Here is a 13745-nt window from a genome sequence, read left to right as displayed (position 1 = left end):
TACACCCGCTTGTGGGGTCCCTTACGCCGGGTGAGGGTGGCGGTGCCCGGGCCCGCGCGCGGTCCGGCCGTCGCCGCGAGGGAGAGCGCCATGACGCAGGACACCGACGCCAAACCCGCCGAGCGGGCGGTGGCCCGGGCGAACCAGGCCGTGCGGCGCGACTACCCCTTCGGCGACACCCAGGACCTGGAGGACGCCCGGCGCGGATTCATGGGCACCGCGCAGGACCCCGTGATCCGCGACGCCACGGGCGGCGCCGTCTGGGACCTGGAAGCCTACGGCTTCCTCGACCAGGAGTGCCCGGACACCGCCAACCCGAGCCTGTGGCGGCAGAGCAGGCTCTGCTCCGAGCACGGGCTCTTCGAGGTCACCGAGGGCATCTACCAGGTACGCGGCTTCGACCTGTCCAACATGACGATCGTCGAGGGCGAGCGCGGCATCCTCGTCATCGACCCCCTGGTCTGCGCCCCCACGGCCGCCGCCGGCCTCGCGCTGTACCGCGCCCACCGGGGCGAGCGGCCCGTGACGGGCGTGCTCTACACGCACAGCCACGTCGATCACTTCGGCGGCGTACGCGGCGTGCTGACCGACGAGGACGTCGCGGCCGGGATCCCGGTGCTCGCCCCGCACGGCTTCCTGGAGCACGCCGTCAGCGAGAACGTCTACGCGGGGGCGGCGATGAGCCGGCGCGCCGCCTACATGTACGGCGCCGCCCTGGAGAAGGGGCCCCGGGGCCAGATCGGCGCGGGCCTCGGGCAGACCGTCTCGACGGGCGCGCCCGGGCTGATCCCGCCCACCCTCGACATCACCCGCACCGGCCAGACGGAGACCGTCGACGGCATCCGCATGGTCTTCCAGCTCACCCCGGGCACCGAGGCCCCGGCGGAGCTGAACATCCACTTCCCCGGCTTCTCCGCCCTGTGCATGGCGGAGAACGCCACGCACAACCTGCACAACCTGCTGACGCTGCGCGGCGCCGAGGTCCGCGACCCGCACGTGTGGTCCCGCTACCTCACGGAGTCGGTCAGCCTCTTCGGCGACGTGTCGGACGTCGCCTTCGCCTCGCACCACTGGCCGGTCTGGGGCCGGGAGCGAGTGATCTCCTTCCTCATGGAGCAGCGCGACCTGTACGCGTACCTCCACGACCAGGTCCTCCGGATGCTCAACCAGGGACTCACCGGGCCCGAGATCGCCGAGGAGATCATGATGCCGCCGGCCCTGGAGCGGGCCTGGCACACGCACGGCTACTACGGCTCCGTCAGCCACAACGCCAAGGCCGTCTACCAGCGTTACCTGGGCTGGTACGACGGGAACCCGGCGCACCTGTGGCAGCACCCCCCGGTCGAAGCGGCCCGGCGTTACGTCGCGTTCATGGGCGGCGCCGGCGAGGTCCTGCGCAGGGCCCGGCAGTCCTTCGAGGACGGCGACTACCGTTGGGTGGCGGAGGTCGTCAACCACGTGGTGTTCGCGGACCCGGACAACGCGGAGGCGCGCGCCCTCCAGGCCGACGCGCTGGAGCAGCTGGGCTACGGCAGCGAGAACGGGACCTGGCGCAGCGTCTACCTGATGGGCGCCCGGGAACTGCGCCACGGCAGCCTCGGCACTCCCACGGACACGGCCTCGCCGGACGTCCTGGCCGCCCTCACCCTGGACCAGCTGGTCGACTCCCTCGCCATCCGGGTCAACGGCCCCCGCGCCTGGGACGCGGACATCACCGTCCGGTGGGAGATCGCGGGCGGCGAACCCCTCACGATGCGGCTGCGCAACGGCGTCCTCACCCATGTCGTGGGCACCGGACCCGCCGTGGCCGAGCCCGACGTCACCTTCGCGCTGACCGAGGCCGATCTGCGGGACGTTCTGGTGGGCGCGGTGCAGCCCGGCGATCTGGCGGCCCGGCCAGGCGTCGAGGTCACCGGGGACGCCGGCCGGCTGGCCGAACTGCTCGGCCACCTCGACGCCCCGGACCCGGACTTCGCCATCGTCACCCCCTGAGCATCCGGCGCACGGCACGACAAGAGGAGGACCCATGGCGGTACGGCATCGCCTGATCGAGGCCACCGTGGCAGACGTCTGGCGGGTCCTCGCGGACCCCTCGCGCTACAGCGACTGGGTGGTCGGGACCTCCGGCTCACGCCCCCGCCGGGGCGACTGGCCGGAGGTCGGCGCCAGCCTCACGTACGCCCTGGGCGTCGGGCGGTGGTCCGTGCGGGGGCGGACCGTCGTGCGGCGCTGCGAGGCCCCGCACATCCTGGAGCTGGAGGCCGACAGCGGGCCGATCGGCACCGCCCGGATCGCCCTGGAAGTACGACGCTGGGGCGACAACGCCCTGGTGACGCTGGACGAGCACCCCCTGCGCGGACCGGCGGGCAAGCTCCACAACGCCGCCGTCGACGCGCTGATCCAGATCCGCCACCGCAGCGTCCTCGCCCGTCTCGCGCGGACCGTCGAGGCGACCCCGAAGGGCGCCCACGAAGCGGGCTGAAGCCCTTCCCGCGACCCACCTGGAGGCATCGATGCCGGACGCCGTGGTCATCGGCGCGGGCCCCAACGGGCTCGTCGCGGCGAACCTGCTCGCCGCCGCCGGGTGGAGCGTGGAAGTCCTGGAGGCGCAGCCCGAGCCCGGCGGAGCCGTACGCAGCGACCGCGCGGTGCACCCCGACTACGTCACCGACCTGTTCAGCGCGTTCTACCCGCTGGCGGCGGCCTCCCCGGTCATCGACGGGCTCGACCTCCAGGAAGAGGGGCTGCGCTGGTCGCGGGCCCTCCGGGTGCTGGCGCACCCGCTGCCGGACGGGCGGTGCGCGGTGCTGGAGGACCGTGCACGGGACACGGCGGCCGGGCTCGACACCTTCGCCGAGGGGGACGGGGCGGCGTGGCTGGAGCTGTGCGCCACCTGGGACCGGGTGCGCCGCGATGTGCTGGGCGCCCTCTTCACGCCCTTCCCGCCGGTGCGTTCCGGCCTCCGCCTCGCCGCCCGGCTCCGGGCCGCCGGGGGGCTGCGCCTGGCGCGGACCATGCTGCTGCCCGTACGCCGCCTGGGCGAGGAGCGGTTCGGCGGCGAGGCGGCCAGGGTCCTGCTGGCGGGCACCGCGCTCCACGCCGACCTCGGCCCCGAGGCGGCGGGCAGCGGCGGTTTCGGCTGGCTGATGTCCATGCTCGGGCAGACCTACGGCTTCCCGGTGCCGGTCGGGGGCGCGGGCGCGCTCACGGCGGCCCTGGTGCGGCGCCTCGAACGGCACGGCGGCGTACTCCGCTGCGGTGAGCGGGTCACGGAGGTCGTCGTGCGCGGCGGACGCGCCGTCGGCGTACGCACCGCCAGGGGCGAGGCCGTGCCCGCGTCCCGCGCCGTGCTCGCCGACGTCTCCGCCCCGGCGCTCTACGGCGGACTGGTCGACGCGCACCATCTGCCCGCCCGGCTCCTGGACGACCTGCGCCGCTTCCAGTGGGACTTCGCCACGTTCAAGGTGGACTGGGCACTGAACGGGCCGGTGCCCTGGACCGCCCGCGAGGCCGCAACGGCGGGCACCGTGCACCTGGCGGACGGCGTCGACGGCCTCACCCGGTTCGCCGCGCAGATCGCCATGGGGCAGGTGCCGGACCGGCCGTTCCTCCTCTTCGGCCAGATGAGCACCGCCGACGCCACGCGCTCACCGGCCGGCACCGAGGCAGCCTGGGCCTACACCCACGTCCCGCACCGCATCAAGGGCGACGCGGGCGAGGACGGTCTGACCGGGCGGTGGGACCGGGGCGAGCAGGAAGCCATGGCCGACCGCATGGAGCACGAGGTGGAGCGCTGGGCCCCCGGCTTCCGCTCCCGCATCATGGCCCGCCGCCTGCTGGCGCCCCCGACCATCGAGTCCATGGACGCCAACCTTCACGGGGGTGCGATCAACGGCGGTACGACGTCGGCGCACCAGCAACTGGTGTTCCGCCCGACCCCGGGCACCGGCCGCCCCGAGACTCCGGTCAGAGGGCTGTACCTGGCCTCGGCCTCGGCGCACCCGGGCGGCGGGGTGCACGGCGCCCCGGGCGCGAACGCGGCGCGCGCTGCGCTGCGACGACGGCTGCGGCGCTGAGGCGCGGGTCAGTCCGGGTCCGTGGGCTCCGCCGCCGCCCGGCCCCCGGCCCCCAGCAGGCCGGTGGCCGTGAACTGGGAGCGGTTCAGCTCCTTGCGGGTCGCGAGCGCGACGACCCCCGGCAGCCCCGCCCGCACGGCCTGGACGCCCCGCAGCCAGCCCGGGACGTACACCGACGGCGACCGCCGCTCGATCGCCGCGGCCAGGCGCCGGGCCACCTGGGGCGCCGGGTAGGTCTTCCGGGCCGGCGGGGGCATATGGGCGCGCAGCTCGCGGAGCACCGGGAAGCGGTCGGCGTCCCGGACCATGTCGGTGTCCATCCAGTTCAGATACGCGATGCCCACCCCCACCCCGCGTGGCGCCAGCTCCGCGCGCAGCGAGTGGCACAGGGCCTCCACGCCCGCCTTGGAGGCGCAGTACGCGCTCATCATCGGCGCGGCGCCGATGGACGCCAGCGAGGCGATCTGGAGGTAGTACCCCCGGGTGTCCAGGAGCTGCGGCAGGAACACCCGGGCCGTGACCGCGCTGCCGATCAGGTTGACCTCGACCACACGTCGCCAGCTCGCCGGGTCGGAGTCCGCGAACGGACCGCCCTCGGCGACGCCCGCGTTGGCGACGACCACCGACGCGGGGCCCAGGCGCCGGCGCACCTCGTCGGCGACACGGGCCATCGCGGCATCGTCGGTGACGTCCACCGGCCAGTGCCCGGAGGGCGCGGGGAGCGTGGCGGCCACCCCGGCGAGCGCTTCCTCCTCCAGGCCGAGCAGCGCCACCCGGGCGCCCCGGGCGGCCAGCTCCCGCGCCATGGCCTTGCCGAGGCCGCGCGCCCCTCCCGTCACCACGGCCGTACGGCCGCGCAGCAGGTGCTTCCGGTCAGTCACGGGACTCCTTCGCGGTGACGGGAGGGCCGGGCCGCCCTGTTCCGGCCATGGTCACCCGGGGATGCCGGATGTGCGCGGCGGGAGCCCCGGAAGACGGATTCCCGGGTCGCGGCGGGCGGCGGGCCCGGTCACGCTGGACTGGATGAGCCCGCGCCGGTGGGAACGAGGACCGCTTTCCCCCTCATGGAGGACCGGATGAGGACTGCCGCCGCACCGCCCGTGGACCTGGGCAGGCTGTGGACCCTGCCCGGGGTGTACGCCCCGCAGGCCGACACCCATCTGCTGGCGCGGGCGCTCCAGGCCGAGGGCCCGTCCGCCGGCATGGACGTCCTCGACGTCTGCACCGGCAGCGGCGCCCTGGCCCTGCTGGCGGCGCGCGGCGGGGCCCGGGTCTCCGCGATCGACATCTCGCGGCGGGCCGTCCTGACCACCCGCCTGAACGCCGCCCGGGCCGGCCACCGCGTCCAGGTGCTGCGCGGCGACCTCACCGGCCCCGTACTGGGCCGCCGCTTCCACCTCATCGTGAGCAACCCGCCGTACGTCCCCGCCCCGCAGGCCCGGGGCCACGGCCGCGGGATCGCCTGGGACGCCGGGCTCCGCGGCCGGGAGGCCCTGGACCGCATCTGCGCCCACGCCCACGACGCCCTCCACCCGAACGGCGTGCTGCTCCTCGTCCACTCCGGGCTGTGCGGGGCGGAGGAGACCCTGGCCCGGCTGGCCGCGGGCGGGCTGCGCGCCGCGGTCACGCACCGGTCCCGCGTACCCTTCGGGCCGGTCATGACCGAGCGGCTGCCGTGGCTCCGTGCGCGGGGCCTGCTCGGCCCCCGCGACCGCACCGAGGAACTGGTGGTCATCCGTGCCGAACGCCCGTGAACCCCGCCGCCTCGCCGTCGAGCCAGGCGGTCCGGTGCTGATCGAGGGGCCGGTCGAGATCGTCCGGGAGGACGGCTCGACCGTCACCTCCGACCGCTTCGTCGTCGCCGTCTGCACCTGCCGCCGCAGCCGGATGTACCCCTGGTGCGACACCAGCCACCGCCGTCACCGGCGGCCCGTCAGCCCGCCGTCGGGTGAAGGTGGACCGGAAGGGCCTGGTGGCCGTTGCTGATCAGGGACGGCAGCGGGAGCAGGTCCTCCGCGGGGACCGCGAGGCTGATGCCCGGGAAGCGGTCGAAGAGCTGACGGAGGGCCGTGGCGATCTCCAGCCGGGCCAGCGGGGCGCCGAGGCAGAAGTGCACACCGTGCCCGAAGGCCAGGTGGTCCTTGGCGGTGCGGGTCACGTCGAAGTCGTCGGCGGTCTCGCCGTGCCAGTCGGGGTGGCGGTTGGCGGGCGCGAAGGAGACCAGGATCGCCTCGCCCCGGGCGATCTTCCGCCCGTCGGGCAGCGGGATGTCCGAGAGGGCGTAGCGCATCGGGATGTGCTTGACCGCGGGCTCGTGGCGCAGGGTCTCCTCGACCACGTCGTTCCAGTCGGCGCGGCCCTCGCGGAGGTGGGCGAGCTGTTCGGGCTGGGTCAGCAGGGCGGTGATCGCCTGGTCGATGACGTTGACCGTGGTGTCGTAACCGGCGGAGATCATCAGGAGCAGCGTGTCGCGCAGTTCCTCGTCGCTGAGGCGCCCGCCGTCGCCCTCCTCGTCGCGGGTGGCGAGCAGGAGCGAGGTCATGTCGTCGCCCGGCATCTCCCGCTTGGAGGCGATGAGGTGGTCGAGCGCTCCGTACAGGGCGGCCGTGTTGGCCGTGGCCTCCTCGAAGGTGAGGGTGGAGTCGAAGACGCCGTCGACCTTGGCGCGGAAGCCGTCGAGCTGGTCCTCCGGGACGCCCATGAGGCGGCCGATCACGGCGATCGGGAGCGGGTAGGCGAGTTCGGTGCGCAGGTCGACCGGTTCACCGGCGGGCCGCTCGGCGAGGCCGTCGAGGAGTTCGGAGACGATCTTCTCCACCGAGGAGCGCAGGTCCTGGATCCGGCGGGCACTGAACGCGGGGGAGATCATCCGGCGCAGCCGCCGGTGGTCGCCGCCGTACGCGGTGAACATGTTGTTCACCGCCACCCACAGGGCGAGCGGCCAGGTGGCCACCGTCTCGGCGAACGCCGGCCAGTGCGCGCGGGCGTCCTTCGAGACCTGGGAGCTGGTCAGCAGCTCCTTCAGGAGGGCCGGGTCGCTGACGGACCAGGCGGTGACCCCGAGGACGTCGACGCGGGTGGCGGGACCGCGCTCGCGCAGCGCCCGGTACTCCGCGTGGCGGTCGGTGCCCGCCGGGTCGAGGACGATGATCGGCTGCTCGGACATGGGGCTCCTTAGTGGGAGGCGGGGAAGACGATGGGGAGGGATTCCAGCGCGCGGTGGAACGGGCCCGGGCGCCAGCGCAGTTCGGCGGCCGGGACCGCGAGGTCCATCTCGGGCAGGGCGTCGAGCAGAGAGGTGACGGCGGTCTCCGCGATCAGGTACGCGTGCGAGCGCGCCGGGCAGGTGTGCGGGCCGATGCTCCACGCCAGGTGTGCCCGGTTGCCCGCGATGCCGCCGGACGCCAGGGCGATCGCCGGGTCGTTGTTGCAGCCCGCCATCGAGATCAGGACCGGCTGGTGGGCGGGGAGCAGCACCCCGTCGATGTCCGCCGGGTAGGGCGGATAGGTGACGCAGTAGTTCGCCATCGGCGGGTCGGTGTAGAGGACGGTGTCGAGCGCGTCCCGCACGGTGGAGTGCCCGGCGTGCAGCCCGGCGGAGAAGTCCTCGTCGGTGAGGATCTTCAGCTGGGTGTTGGCGATGAGATTGGTCAGCGGCTCGATGCCCGCCCCGTACAGCGTGACCAGCTGGTGGCCCATCTCCTCGTCGGTCAGCTGCGCGGAGTGGCCCAGCAGCCGGGAGGTGATGTCGTCGGCGGGGTGGCGGCGGCGCAGTTCGACCAGGTCGCTGACCGCCTGGCCCAGGATCTCGTTGCCCCGCTGGGCGTCCGTGGCCTCGAAGATCCGGGACATCCCGTCGGCGATGCGCGCCCCGATCTCGTCGGGGCAGCCGAGCAGGGAGCTCAGGACGCGGAAGGCGATCGGCCACGCGTACTGGGTGAGCACATCGGCCCGGCCCGCCGTGATGAAGTCCCCGATGGCGGCCTCGGCCAGCTTCTCCACCCGGGCCCGCAGCTCGTGCTGGTCCACGGCGTCGATCGCCGTGGTGTTGGCGGACCGGTAGCGGGCGTGCGCGGTGCCGCTGCTCCGCAGGGCGTTGGGCCGCCACTCCATCATCGGCCGCACCGGGCAGGAGGCCGGCACCTGTTCCTGCCAGACACGCGGGTCGTGCGGGAAGTACAGGGGGTCGTTGAGGATGCGCCGGGCCTGGAAGTAGCCGATCACCAGGGTGGCGGGGATGCCCGGGGACAGCTCGACGGGCACCAGCGGCCCGTACACCGCCCGCATCCGCTCGTACGCGCCGTGCGGGTCGGCGGCGTAGGCCGGGTCGTAGAGCGCGACCCGGCCCGACGGGGCCGACGGCAGGGTGAGGCTGGGGGACGTCATGGGGTGGGCTCCAGGGAGAGGGCCGATCGTTGCGCGGCGAGGTATTCCGTGAGCGTGATCAGGGCGTACACGCAGGAGGTACGGTCCCGGGCGTCACAGGTGGTCAGGGGCGTCTCCGGATCCAGCGCCAGGGCCTCGCGGATCTCGTCCAGGCCGTATCCGGGCGCGTCCGGGAACACGTTGATCGCGACCGCGTACGGAATCCCCTGGTCCTCCAGGAGCCCCAGCGCCTCGTGGCTCGCGTCCAGGTCGCGCGTGTCGGCCAGCACCAGGCAGCCGAGCGCGCCATGGGCCAGGTCCTCCCACAGCGGCTGGAAACGCGCCTGTCCCGGCAGGCCGAAGAGATACAGGGCGAGGGCGCCGCCGGCCAGGTGGATGCGGCCGAAGTCCATGCCCACGGTCGTCGTGGTCTTGTCCGGCACCCCGCGCAGATCGTCCACGCCGGCGCTGTCCTCGGTGATCGGCTCCTCCATCCGCAGCGGCCGGACCTCCGAGACGCTGCCGATGAAGGTCGTCTTGCCGACGCCGAAGCCACCGGCGATCACGATCTTGGCGGACTGGGTCACCGTGGCCGGTACGTACGAGACGCCGTTCGAGGCTTCAGACCAGTTCTCGGAGTCCATCGAGCACCTTCTGGAGGATGTCGTTTCGGGGCTGGTCACCGGCGGCGGGGGCCGGGCTGGCCAGATGGCCGCTGTCCATCAGGGAGGACACGATGATCCGGACGGTGGAGGGCGGCAGCTGGAGCGCGGCCGCGATGTCGGCGACGGCCAGACCGCCCCGGCCCACCGCGAACAGGCTCATCACCCGCCGCGCGTCGGGCCCCAGCTCACCGGCCGGGCCCGGCGCGGCGACGACCACGCTCTCCAGGCGTACGTCCCGGTCGGGGCGGACCCGCCCGCCCGTACGGACGTAGGGCCTGACCATGTCCGGGTCGTGCCGTGGGCCGCTCATGCGGCGGGGCCGCCGTCCGGCTGGAGCAGCGGGGTGCGCTCCCTGGTGCCCAGCTGCTCGCCCAGGCGGACGACCAGCAGGGCCATGTGGTGGCTGATCAGGCCGACGTCGGCGTGCGGGCCCGTGGTGACGACGGACAGCATCGTGTGGTGCCCGGCCGCGGTGGTCAGCCCGATGGTCGACACGGACTCGATCAGCTGCTGACGCACGCCCTGCCCGCCGGTGAACTCGTCCCAGGCACGGCCCGACGCGCGCAGCGACGCGGTCAGGGCGGCCAGCTTCTCGCCGTCCTCCTGGCTGATGGTGCGCGTCCGCGCCTTCAGCAGTCCGTCGCCGCTCATCAGCACGGCGTACCGGACGCCCTCCACCGATCCGAGCTGCTCGTCCAGCAGCCAGCCCAGGGTGTTCGCGTGCGTGTCCGACATGATCAACGTCCTTCGTCCGTACGAGGGGTGTTCTGGTTGTCCCGGCTGCGGCGGCTGCCCGCCATCCAGGCCGCCGCCACCGCGGGCCTGCCCGGCTCGACCTCCGGTTCCGGCCCGGGCCGCGCCCCGGCGGCCGGCCGCGCCCCGCGCCGGCGGACGGTGAGCCCGCTCGCCGTGGTCGCCGACGCCGGTCCGGCCGGGGGCTCCGCGGCGGGCGGGGACACGGGGGCGGGCGCCGGGGCGGCGGCCGCGGCGGGCGCGGGTGCGGCCGGGGCGGGGGCGGCTGCGGCGGGCTCGGGCGCGGACCCGGTCATGGGCGGGGCCTCCGGGAGCGGGGACGGCCGGTGGGCCGCGGGGACGGTGGCCTTCCGGGCCGTGGGCAGCGACTGCGCGGACACCGGCCGGGACGGTCCGGGCGTGGTCAGCAGCTCCTGCGGCAGCACGATGATCGCGCGGGTGCCGCCGTACAGGTTCGGCGCGGTCAGCTCGACGCGGAAGCCGTACTGGTGGGCCAGGACCGAGGCCACCCGCAGACCCGTCTGCGGATAGGCGCCCAGCCGTGTGATGTCGTCCCGCTGCTCGCCGGACATCACCTCGCGGGCCCAGGTCAGCCGCTCGTCCTCCATCCGGAGACCGGCGTCGTCCACGACGAGGAACGCCGCGTTCGCGCCGTGCTCCAGGGAGACGTGCACCAGGGCGTTGGGCGGTGAGTAGCGCAGGGCGTTGTCCAGAAGCACCGCCAGGGTGTGGACGACCGCCTCCACGGACCGGCTGCGCACCGCGAAGGACTCCAGGTCCGTGTGCTGGACGCGCTGGTAGCCCTCCACACGGCCCATGGCGGTGCGGACCACATCGGTCAGCGTGGTGGCGGGCCAGCGCCGCGACAGCTTGTCACCGGCCAGGACGCCGTAGCCGGACGCGGTGAGCAGCATCTGCTGCGCCAGGTGGTCCATCTCGACCAGCGTCGCGTACGCGTCGTCCGACACATGGCGCCGCACCCCGGCGCTGATCGTGCTGCTCAGCTTCGCCGCGCGGTGCACGGTGCTCGACGCGAACGCGCGTACCGCCGCCCGCGCCGTGTCCACCGACTCCTGCCGGGCCTGGGCGACCTGACGCTCCGTCTCGGCCCACACCTGGGTGAGCTGTTCCTCGGCGGCGTTCTGCGCGAGGCGGCCCGTCGTGGTGATCGCGGAGCGCACCTGGCTCGCCAGAGCGGTCAGCCCGTTCGCGAGCTGGGTGTGGGCCAGCTGGGGCGGGATGGCCGAATCCAGTTGGTAGGGACGGCCGGTCTGCGCCTCGGAGGCGGCCGCCTGGATGACGTTCTGAGCGATATGCGCCACGAATTGCTCTGCGGCCCGGATCTGCTGGGCCAACTGCTCGCGCTGCTGCCGGAGTTCGTCGGCCCGCCGCTTCTCGGCGCGGGCTCGGCGCAGGAACCACAGCGAGGCGCAGGCTCCCGCCGCCAGCGCGAGCAGGATCAATATCGGTTCGGTCATGGGGTCCTCGCGGGAATCATGGGGGACGGTTCCGCCGACCGCGCGGGCGCCGGGGCCCGCGCGTTCAGCTGCGGCCGGGAGCGACGAGGCGTCTTCGGAGCGCGTCGCGGCCGGTGCCGAAGCCGGCCGCCGGGCGGGAAGCTGAGCAGGTGACCGGCGAGGGGGACATGACAGAACACTAATCAGAAATGACCAAGAGGCGCACACAAGACGACTGTTGACGATGTATCGGTGGCCGAAAAGTGGAACCACCTGGCCGTCCTTGCGCCGCACGCCCGTCGCTAGGATTCGGTGCGGGCCCCGACCGTGAAGGCGCGGGCCAACCAGCGCAAACGCAAGCGTACTTCCGCGCCTGCGCCCCGGCGGGAGAGCGGCCGGGCGGACGGCCGGGACATCAAGTGAGTGGAGAGCCAGTCATGCGTGGAGGCAGCATTGCCGTGGTCGGCGGGAGCATAGCGGGGTGTGCCGCGGCCCTGGCCGCGTCGCGCGCCGGAGCGGACCGGGTCACCGTCTTCGAGCGCGCCGACGCCGAACTCCGGGACCGGGGCGTCGGAATCGCCCTCCAGAGCGACCGCTACGAGGAGCTGAGAGAGGCCGGATACGTAGCCCCCGAGATGCCGTGGGCGCCGCTGACCCGGCGGGTGTGGAGCGTGCGGGACGGAGACGCCCCGCACGGCCGAGGCTTCGGGCAGCAGCCGTTCCCGTTCCGCGCCTACAACTGGGGTTCGCTGTGGAGCGAGCTGCGCAGCCGGGTGCCCGAGGGCGTCGACTACCGCTCCGGCGCCGTCGTCACCGCCGTGGAGCCGGGCGACGACGGGGTGACGCTGCGGCTCGCCGACGGCCACGAGGAGCGGTTCGACCTCGTCATCGGCGCCGACGGCTACCGCTCCGTGGTCCGCGAGGCCATGTTCCCCGGCATCAGCCCGGAGTACGCCGGCTACATCGGCTGGCGCGGCGCGTCGGAGGACGTCGAAGGGCTGCCCTCGGACGGGCTCGACGCCCACAACATCGTCTTCCCCGGCGGCCACTGCATGATCTACCGCATCCCGGACGGCACCGGCGGCCACCGCCTCAACTGGGTGCTCTACACCACGCCCCCGCAGACGGACGGCCTCCACCCGGACCTGCGCACCCCCACCTCGCTCCCGCCCGGCCGCCTCAACTCCGAGCTGACGGACTGGCTGCGCGCCCTGGTCGCGGAGCACTTCCCGCCGTTCTGGGCCGACAAGGTGCTCGGTACGCCCGCCGGGACCACGTTCATCCAGCCCATCTACGACTTGGTCGTCCCGCACTACACCGCGGGCCGCATGGTGCTCGTCGGCGACGCCGCCAGCGTCTCCCGCCCGCACGTCGGCGCCGGAAGCGTGAAGGCGCTCCAGGACGCCACCGCGCTGGAGGCGGCCTGGAACGCCGGGGACAGCTGGAAGGACGTGCTGGAGCGCTACGACGCCGCACGCGGCCCGGTCGGCTCCGCGATGGTCGCCCTCGCGCGCCGCATGGGCAGCACCCAGGTCGAGAACACCCCGGACTGGGCGGCCATGCAGCAGCCCGGGTTCGACGCCTGGTGGCAGGACCAGAACAGCGGCTCCGACCGCAGCAGCGGCTTCGGCGGCCACAGCCTGAAGGTCAAGTAGCCCCCGAGCGCGAGGGGGCGCCGCCGCCCCCTCGCGCTTGTCAGGACCCCGTGGGCGCGAGCTCCAGCGCCGCGTGCAGGGCCGTCGGGTCCTTACGGGCGTCCGCCCCGTCCAGCCGCAGCGCCACCCGCCCCGACGTCAGGACCGTGAGCGTGTCCGCGCACCCGGCCGCCGTCGCCGGACTCGGCGACACCAGGAGCACGGCGATGCCCTCCTCGGCCAGCGTCGTCACCAGGTCGTGCACCTGACGCACCAGAGCCGGCGCCAGGCCCTCCGTCGGCTCGTCCAGCAGCAGCACGCTCGGCGAACCGAGCAGCGCCCGGGCCAGGGCCAGCATCTGCTGCTCCCCGCCCGACAGGTCCGTGCCCCGGTTCCCCCGGCGCTCACCCAGCCTCGGCAGCAGTTCGAGGACCCGCTCCGGCGTCCACACGCTCGGCCGCGAGGCATCGCCCCGGCGCGGCGGGCGGTGCGAAAGGCGCAGATGCTCGGCGACGCTGAGGTTCGCGAAGACCCGGCGGCCCTGCGGCACGAGGCCGATCCCGGCGCGGGCGATCCGGTGCGCCGGCTGCCCCGTCAGGTCCCGGCCGTCCAGCCGGACGGTGCCCGCGTCCGGGCGCATCAGACCGGCGACGGTGTGGACGAGCGTCGTCTTGCCCGCGCCGTTGTGGCCGACGACGGCGTGCACCGTGCCGGCGGGCACGGACAGGTCGAGGCCGTGGAGGACCGTGCCGCCGTGGTAGCCCGCGGTCAGGCCCGTGATTTCGAGCATCGGGG

At 74.1% G+C, this 13745-nt stretch carries 14 protein-coding genes; 6 read left to right on the top strand and 8 right to left on the bottom strand.

Translation table 11 applies throughout. From position 1 onward, the window contains the following. The first annotated feature begins 90 nt into the window (after positions 1-90). Genes ACZ6C6_RS15765 through ACZ6C6_RS15755 form a run of 3 tightly spaced genes read left to right on the top strand, consistent with a single transcriptional unit; the run spans position 91 to position 4076 of the window. Positions 91-1992, top strand: coding sequence for an alkyl/aryl-sulfatase (locus ACZ6C6_RS15765; RefSeq protein ID WP_469203061.1), 1902 nt, complete (start codon positions 91-93; stop codon positions 1990-1992). A gap of 34 nt (positions 1993-2026) precedes the next feature. Further along, a complete protein-coding gene (locus ACZ6C6_RS15760; protein WP_469203059.1) occupies positions 2027-2482 on the top strand; it encodes an SRPBCC family protein in 456 nt (151 codons plus the stop codon). A 31-nt stretch (positions 2483-2513) separates the two neighbouring features. Then, entirely contained in the window at positions 2514-4076 is a 1563-nt protein-coding gene (locus ACZ6C6_RS15755) for a phytoene desaturase family protein (protein WP_469203057.1), read from the top strand. Positions 4077-4084: 8 nt separating this feature from the next. Here ACZ6C6_RS15755 and ACZ6C6_RS15750 read toward each other — a convergent pair whose 3' ends face one another. Continuing rightward, on the bottom strand, positions 4085-4957 hold the full coding sequence (locus ACZ6C6_RS15750) for an SDR family oxidoreductase (protein WP_469203056.1): 873 nt from the start codon (positions 4955-4957) through the stop codon (positions 4085-4087). Positions 4958-5152: 195 nt separating this feature from the next. On the opposite strand from ACZ6C6_RS15750, the gene ACZ6C6_RS15745 reads away from it, so the two are divergent. Then, positions 5153-5830, top strand: coding sequence for a HemK2/MTQ2 family protein methyltransferase (locus ACZ6C6_RS15745; RefSeq protein ID WP_469203054.1), 678 nt, complete (start codon positions 5153-5155; stop codon positions 5828-5830). Next, complete coding sequence (locus tag ACZ6C6_RS15740; protein WP_469203052.1) at positions 5760-6062, top strand: CDGSH iron-sulfur domain-containing protein; 303 nt, start codon at positions 5760-5762, stop codon at positions 6060-6062. The genes ACZ6C6_RS15745 and ACZ6C6_RS15740 overlap by 71 nt, the downstream gene beginning before the upstream one ends. Here ACZ6C6_RS15740 and ACZ6C6_RS15735 read toward each other — a convergent pair. The 6 genes from ACZ6C6_RS15735 to ACZ6C6_RS15710 are packed head-to-tail and all read right to left on the bottom strand — an operon-like array spanning position 6010 to position 11337. Further along, entirely contained in the window at positions 6010-7242 is a 1233-nt protein-coding gene (locus tag ACZ6C6_RS15735; protein ID WP_469203050.1) for a cytochrome P450 family protein, read from the bottom strand. The genes ACZ6C6_RS15740 and ACZ6C6_RS15735 overlap by 53 nt on opposite strands. Before the next feature lie 8 nt (positions 7243-7250). Next, entirely contained in the window at positions 7251-8462 is a 1212-nt protein-coding gene (locus tag ACZ6C6_RS15730; RefSeq protein WP_469203048.1) for a cytochrome P450, read from the bottom strand. Continuing rightward, on the bottom strand, positions 8459-9085 hold the full coding sequence (locus ACZ6C6_RS15725; protein ID WP_469203045.1) for a GTP-binding protein: 627 nt from the start codon (positions 9083-9085) through the stop codon (positions 8459-8461). The genes ACZ6C6_RS15730 and ACZ6C6_RS15725 overlap by 4 nt, the downstream gene beginning before the upstream one ends. After that, the gene (locus tag ACZ6C6_RS15720; RefSeq protein ID WP_391263479.1) at positions 9063-9389 is read right to left on the bottom strand and encodes a DUF742 domain-containing protein; all 327 of its coding nucleotides are present in this window, start codon (positions 9387-9389) and stop codon (positions 9063-9065) included. Before ACZ6C6_RS15720 ends, ACZ6C6_RS15725 begins: the two co-directional genes overlap by 23 nt. Positions 9390-9412: 23 nt before the next feature. Continuing rightward, positions 9413-9841 (bottom strand): roadblock/LC7 domain-containing protein, encoded by a 429-nt coding sequence (locus tag ACZ6C6_RS15715; protein WP_469203043.1) that lies wholly within the window; start codon positions 9839-9841, stop codon positions 9413-9415. A gap of 2 nt (positions 9842-9843) precedes the next feature. Next, positions 9844-11337, bottom strand: coding sequence for an ATP-binding protein (locus ACZ6C6_RS15710; RefSeq protein ID WP_469203042.1), 1494 nt, complete (start codon positions 11335-11337; stop codon positions 9844-9846). Positions 11338-11753: 416 nt separating this feature from the next. Between ACZ6C6_RS15710 and ACZ6C6_RS15705 the strand changes: the two genes are divergently transcribed. Then, positions 11754-12971 carry an FAD-dependent monooxygenase gene (locus ACZ6C6_RS15705; protein ID WP_469203040.1) on the top strand — a complete coding sequence of 406 codons (1218 nt, stop codon included), beginning with the start codon at positions 11754-11756 and terminating at the stop codon, positions 12969-12971. Positions 12972-13011: 40 nt separating this feature from the next. On the opposite strand, the gene ACZ6C6_RS15700 is transcribed toward ACZ6C6_RS15705, so the two are convergent. Next, positions 13012-13740, bottom strand: a complete 729-nt coding sequence (locus ACZ6C6_RS15700; protein ID WP_469203038.1) for an ABC transporter ATP-binding protein — start codon at positions 13738-13740, stop codon at positions 13012-13014. Between the last annotated feature and the right edge of the window lie 5 nt (positions 13741-13745).

Source organism: Streptomyces sp. NPDC041814, assembly GCF_055590565.1.
The sequence above is the reverse complement of the archived record's forward strand: the minus strand, read 5'-3'. Positions and strand labels throughout refer to the sequence as shown.

Excerpts from the sequence above, each read along its gene's own strand:
- ACZ6C6_RS15715 (WP_469203043.1), bottom strand. The coding sequence starts at position 9,841 with ATGTCGGACACGCACGCGAACACCCTGGGCTGGCTGCTGGACGAGCAG.
- ACZ6C6_RS15720 (WP_391263479.1), bottom strand. The coding sequence starts at position 9,389 with ATGGTCAGGCCCTACGTCCGTACGGGCGGGCGGGTCCGCCCCGACCGG.
- ACZ6C6_RS15760 (WP_469203059.1), top strand. The coding sequence starts at position 2,027 with ATGGCGGTACGGCATCGCCTGATCGAGGCCACCGTGGCAGACGTCTGG.
- ACZ6C6_RS15725 (WP_469203045.1), bottom strand. The coding sequence starts at position 9,085 with ATGGACTCCGAGAACTGGTCTGAAGCCTCGAACGGCGTCTCGTACGTA.
- ACZ6C6_RS15755 (WP_469203057.1), top strand. The coding sequence starts at position 2,514 with ATGCCGGACGCCGTGGTCATCGGCGCGGGCCCCAACGGGCTCGTCGCG.
- ACZ6C6_RS15710 (WP_469203042.1), bottom strand. The coding sequence starts at position 11,337 with ATGACCGAACCGATATTGATCCTGCTCGCGCTGGCGGCGGGAGCCTGC.
- ACZ6C6_RS15765 (WP_469203061.1), top strand. The coding sequence starts at position 91 with ATGACGCAGGACACCGACGCCAAACCCGCCGAGCGGGCGGTGGCCCGG.
- ACZ6C6_RS15730 (WP_469203048.1), bottom strand. The coding sequence starts at position 8,462 with ATGACGTCCCCCAGCCTCACCCTGCCGTCGGCCCCGTCGGGCCGGGTC.
- ACZ6C6_RS15735 (WP_469203050.1), bottom strand. The coding sequence starts at position 7,242 with ATGTCCGAGCAGCCGATCATCGTCCTCGACCCGGCGGGCACCGACCGC.
- ACZ6C6_RS15705 (WP_469203040.1), top strand. The coding sequence starts at position 11,754 with ATGCGTGGAGGCAGCATTGCCGTGGTCGGCGGGAGCATAGCGGGGTGT.
- ACZ6C6_RS15745 (WP_469203054.1), top strand. The coding sequence starts at position 5,153 with ATGAGGACTGCCGCCGCACCGCCCGTGGACCTGGGCAGGCTGTGGACC.
- ACZ6C6_RS15700 (WP_469203038.1), bottom strand. The coding sequence starts at position 13,740 with ATGCTCGAAATCACGGGCCTGACCGCGGGCTACCACGGCGGCACGGTC.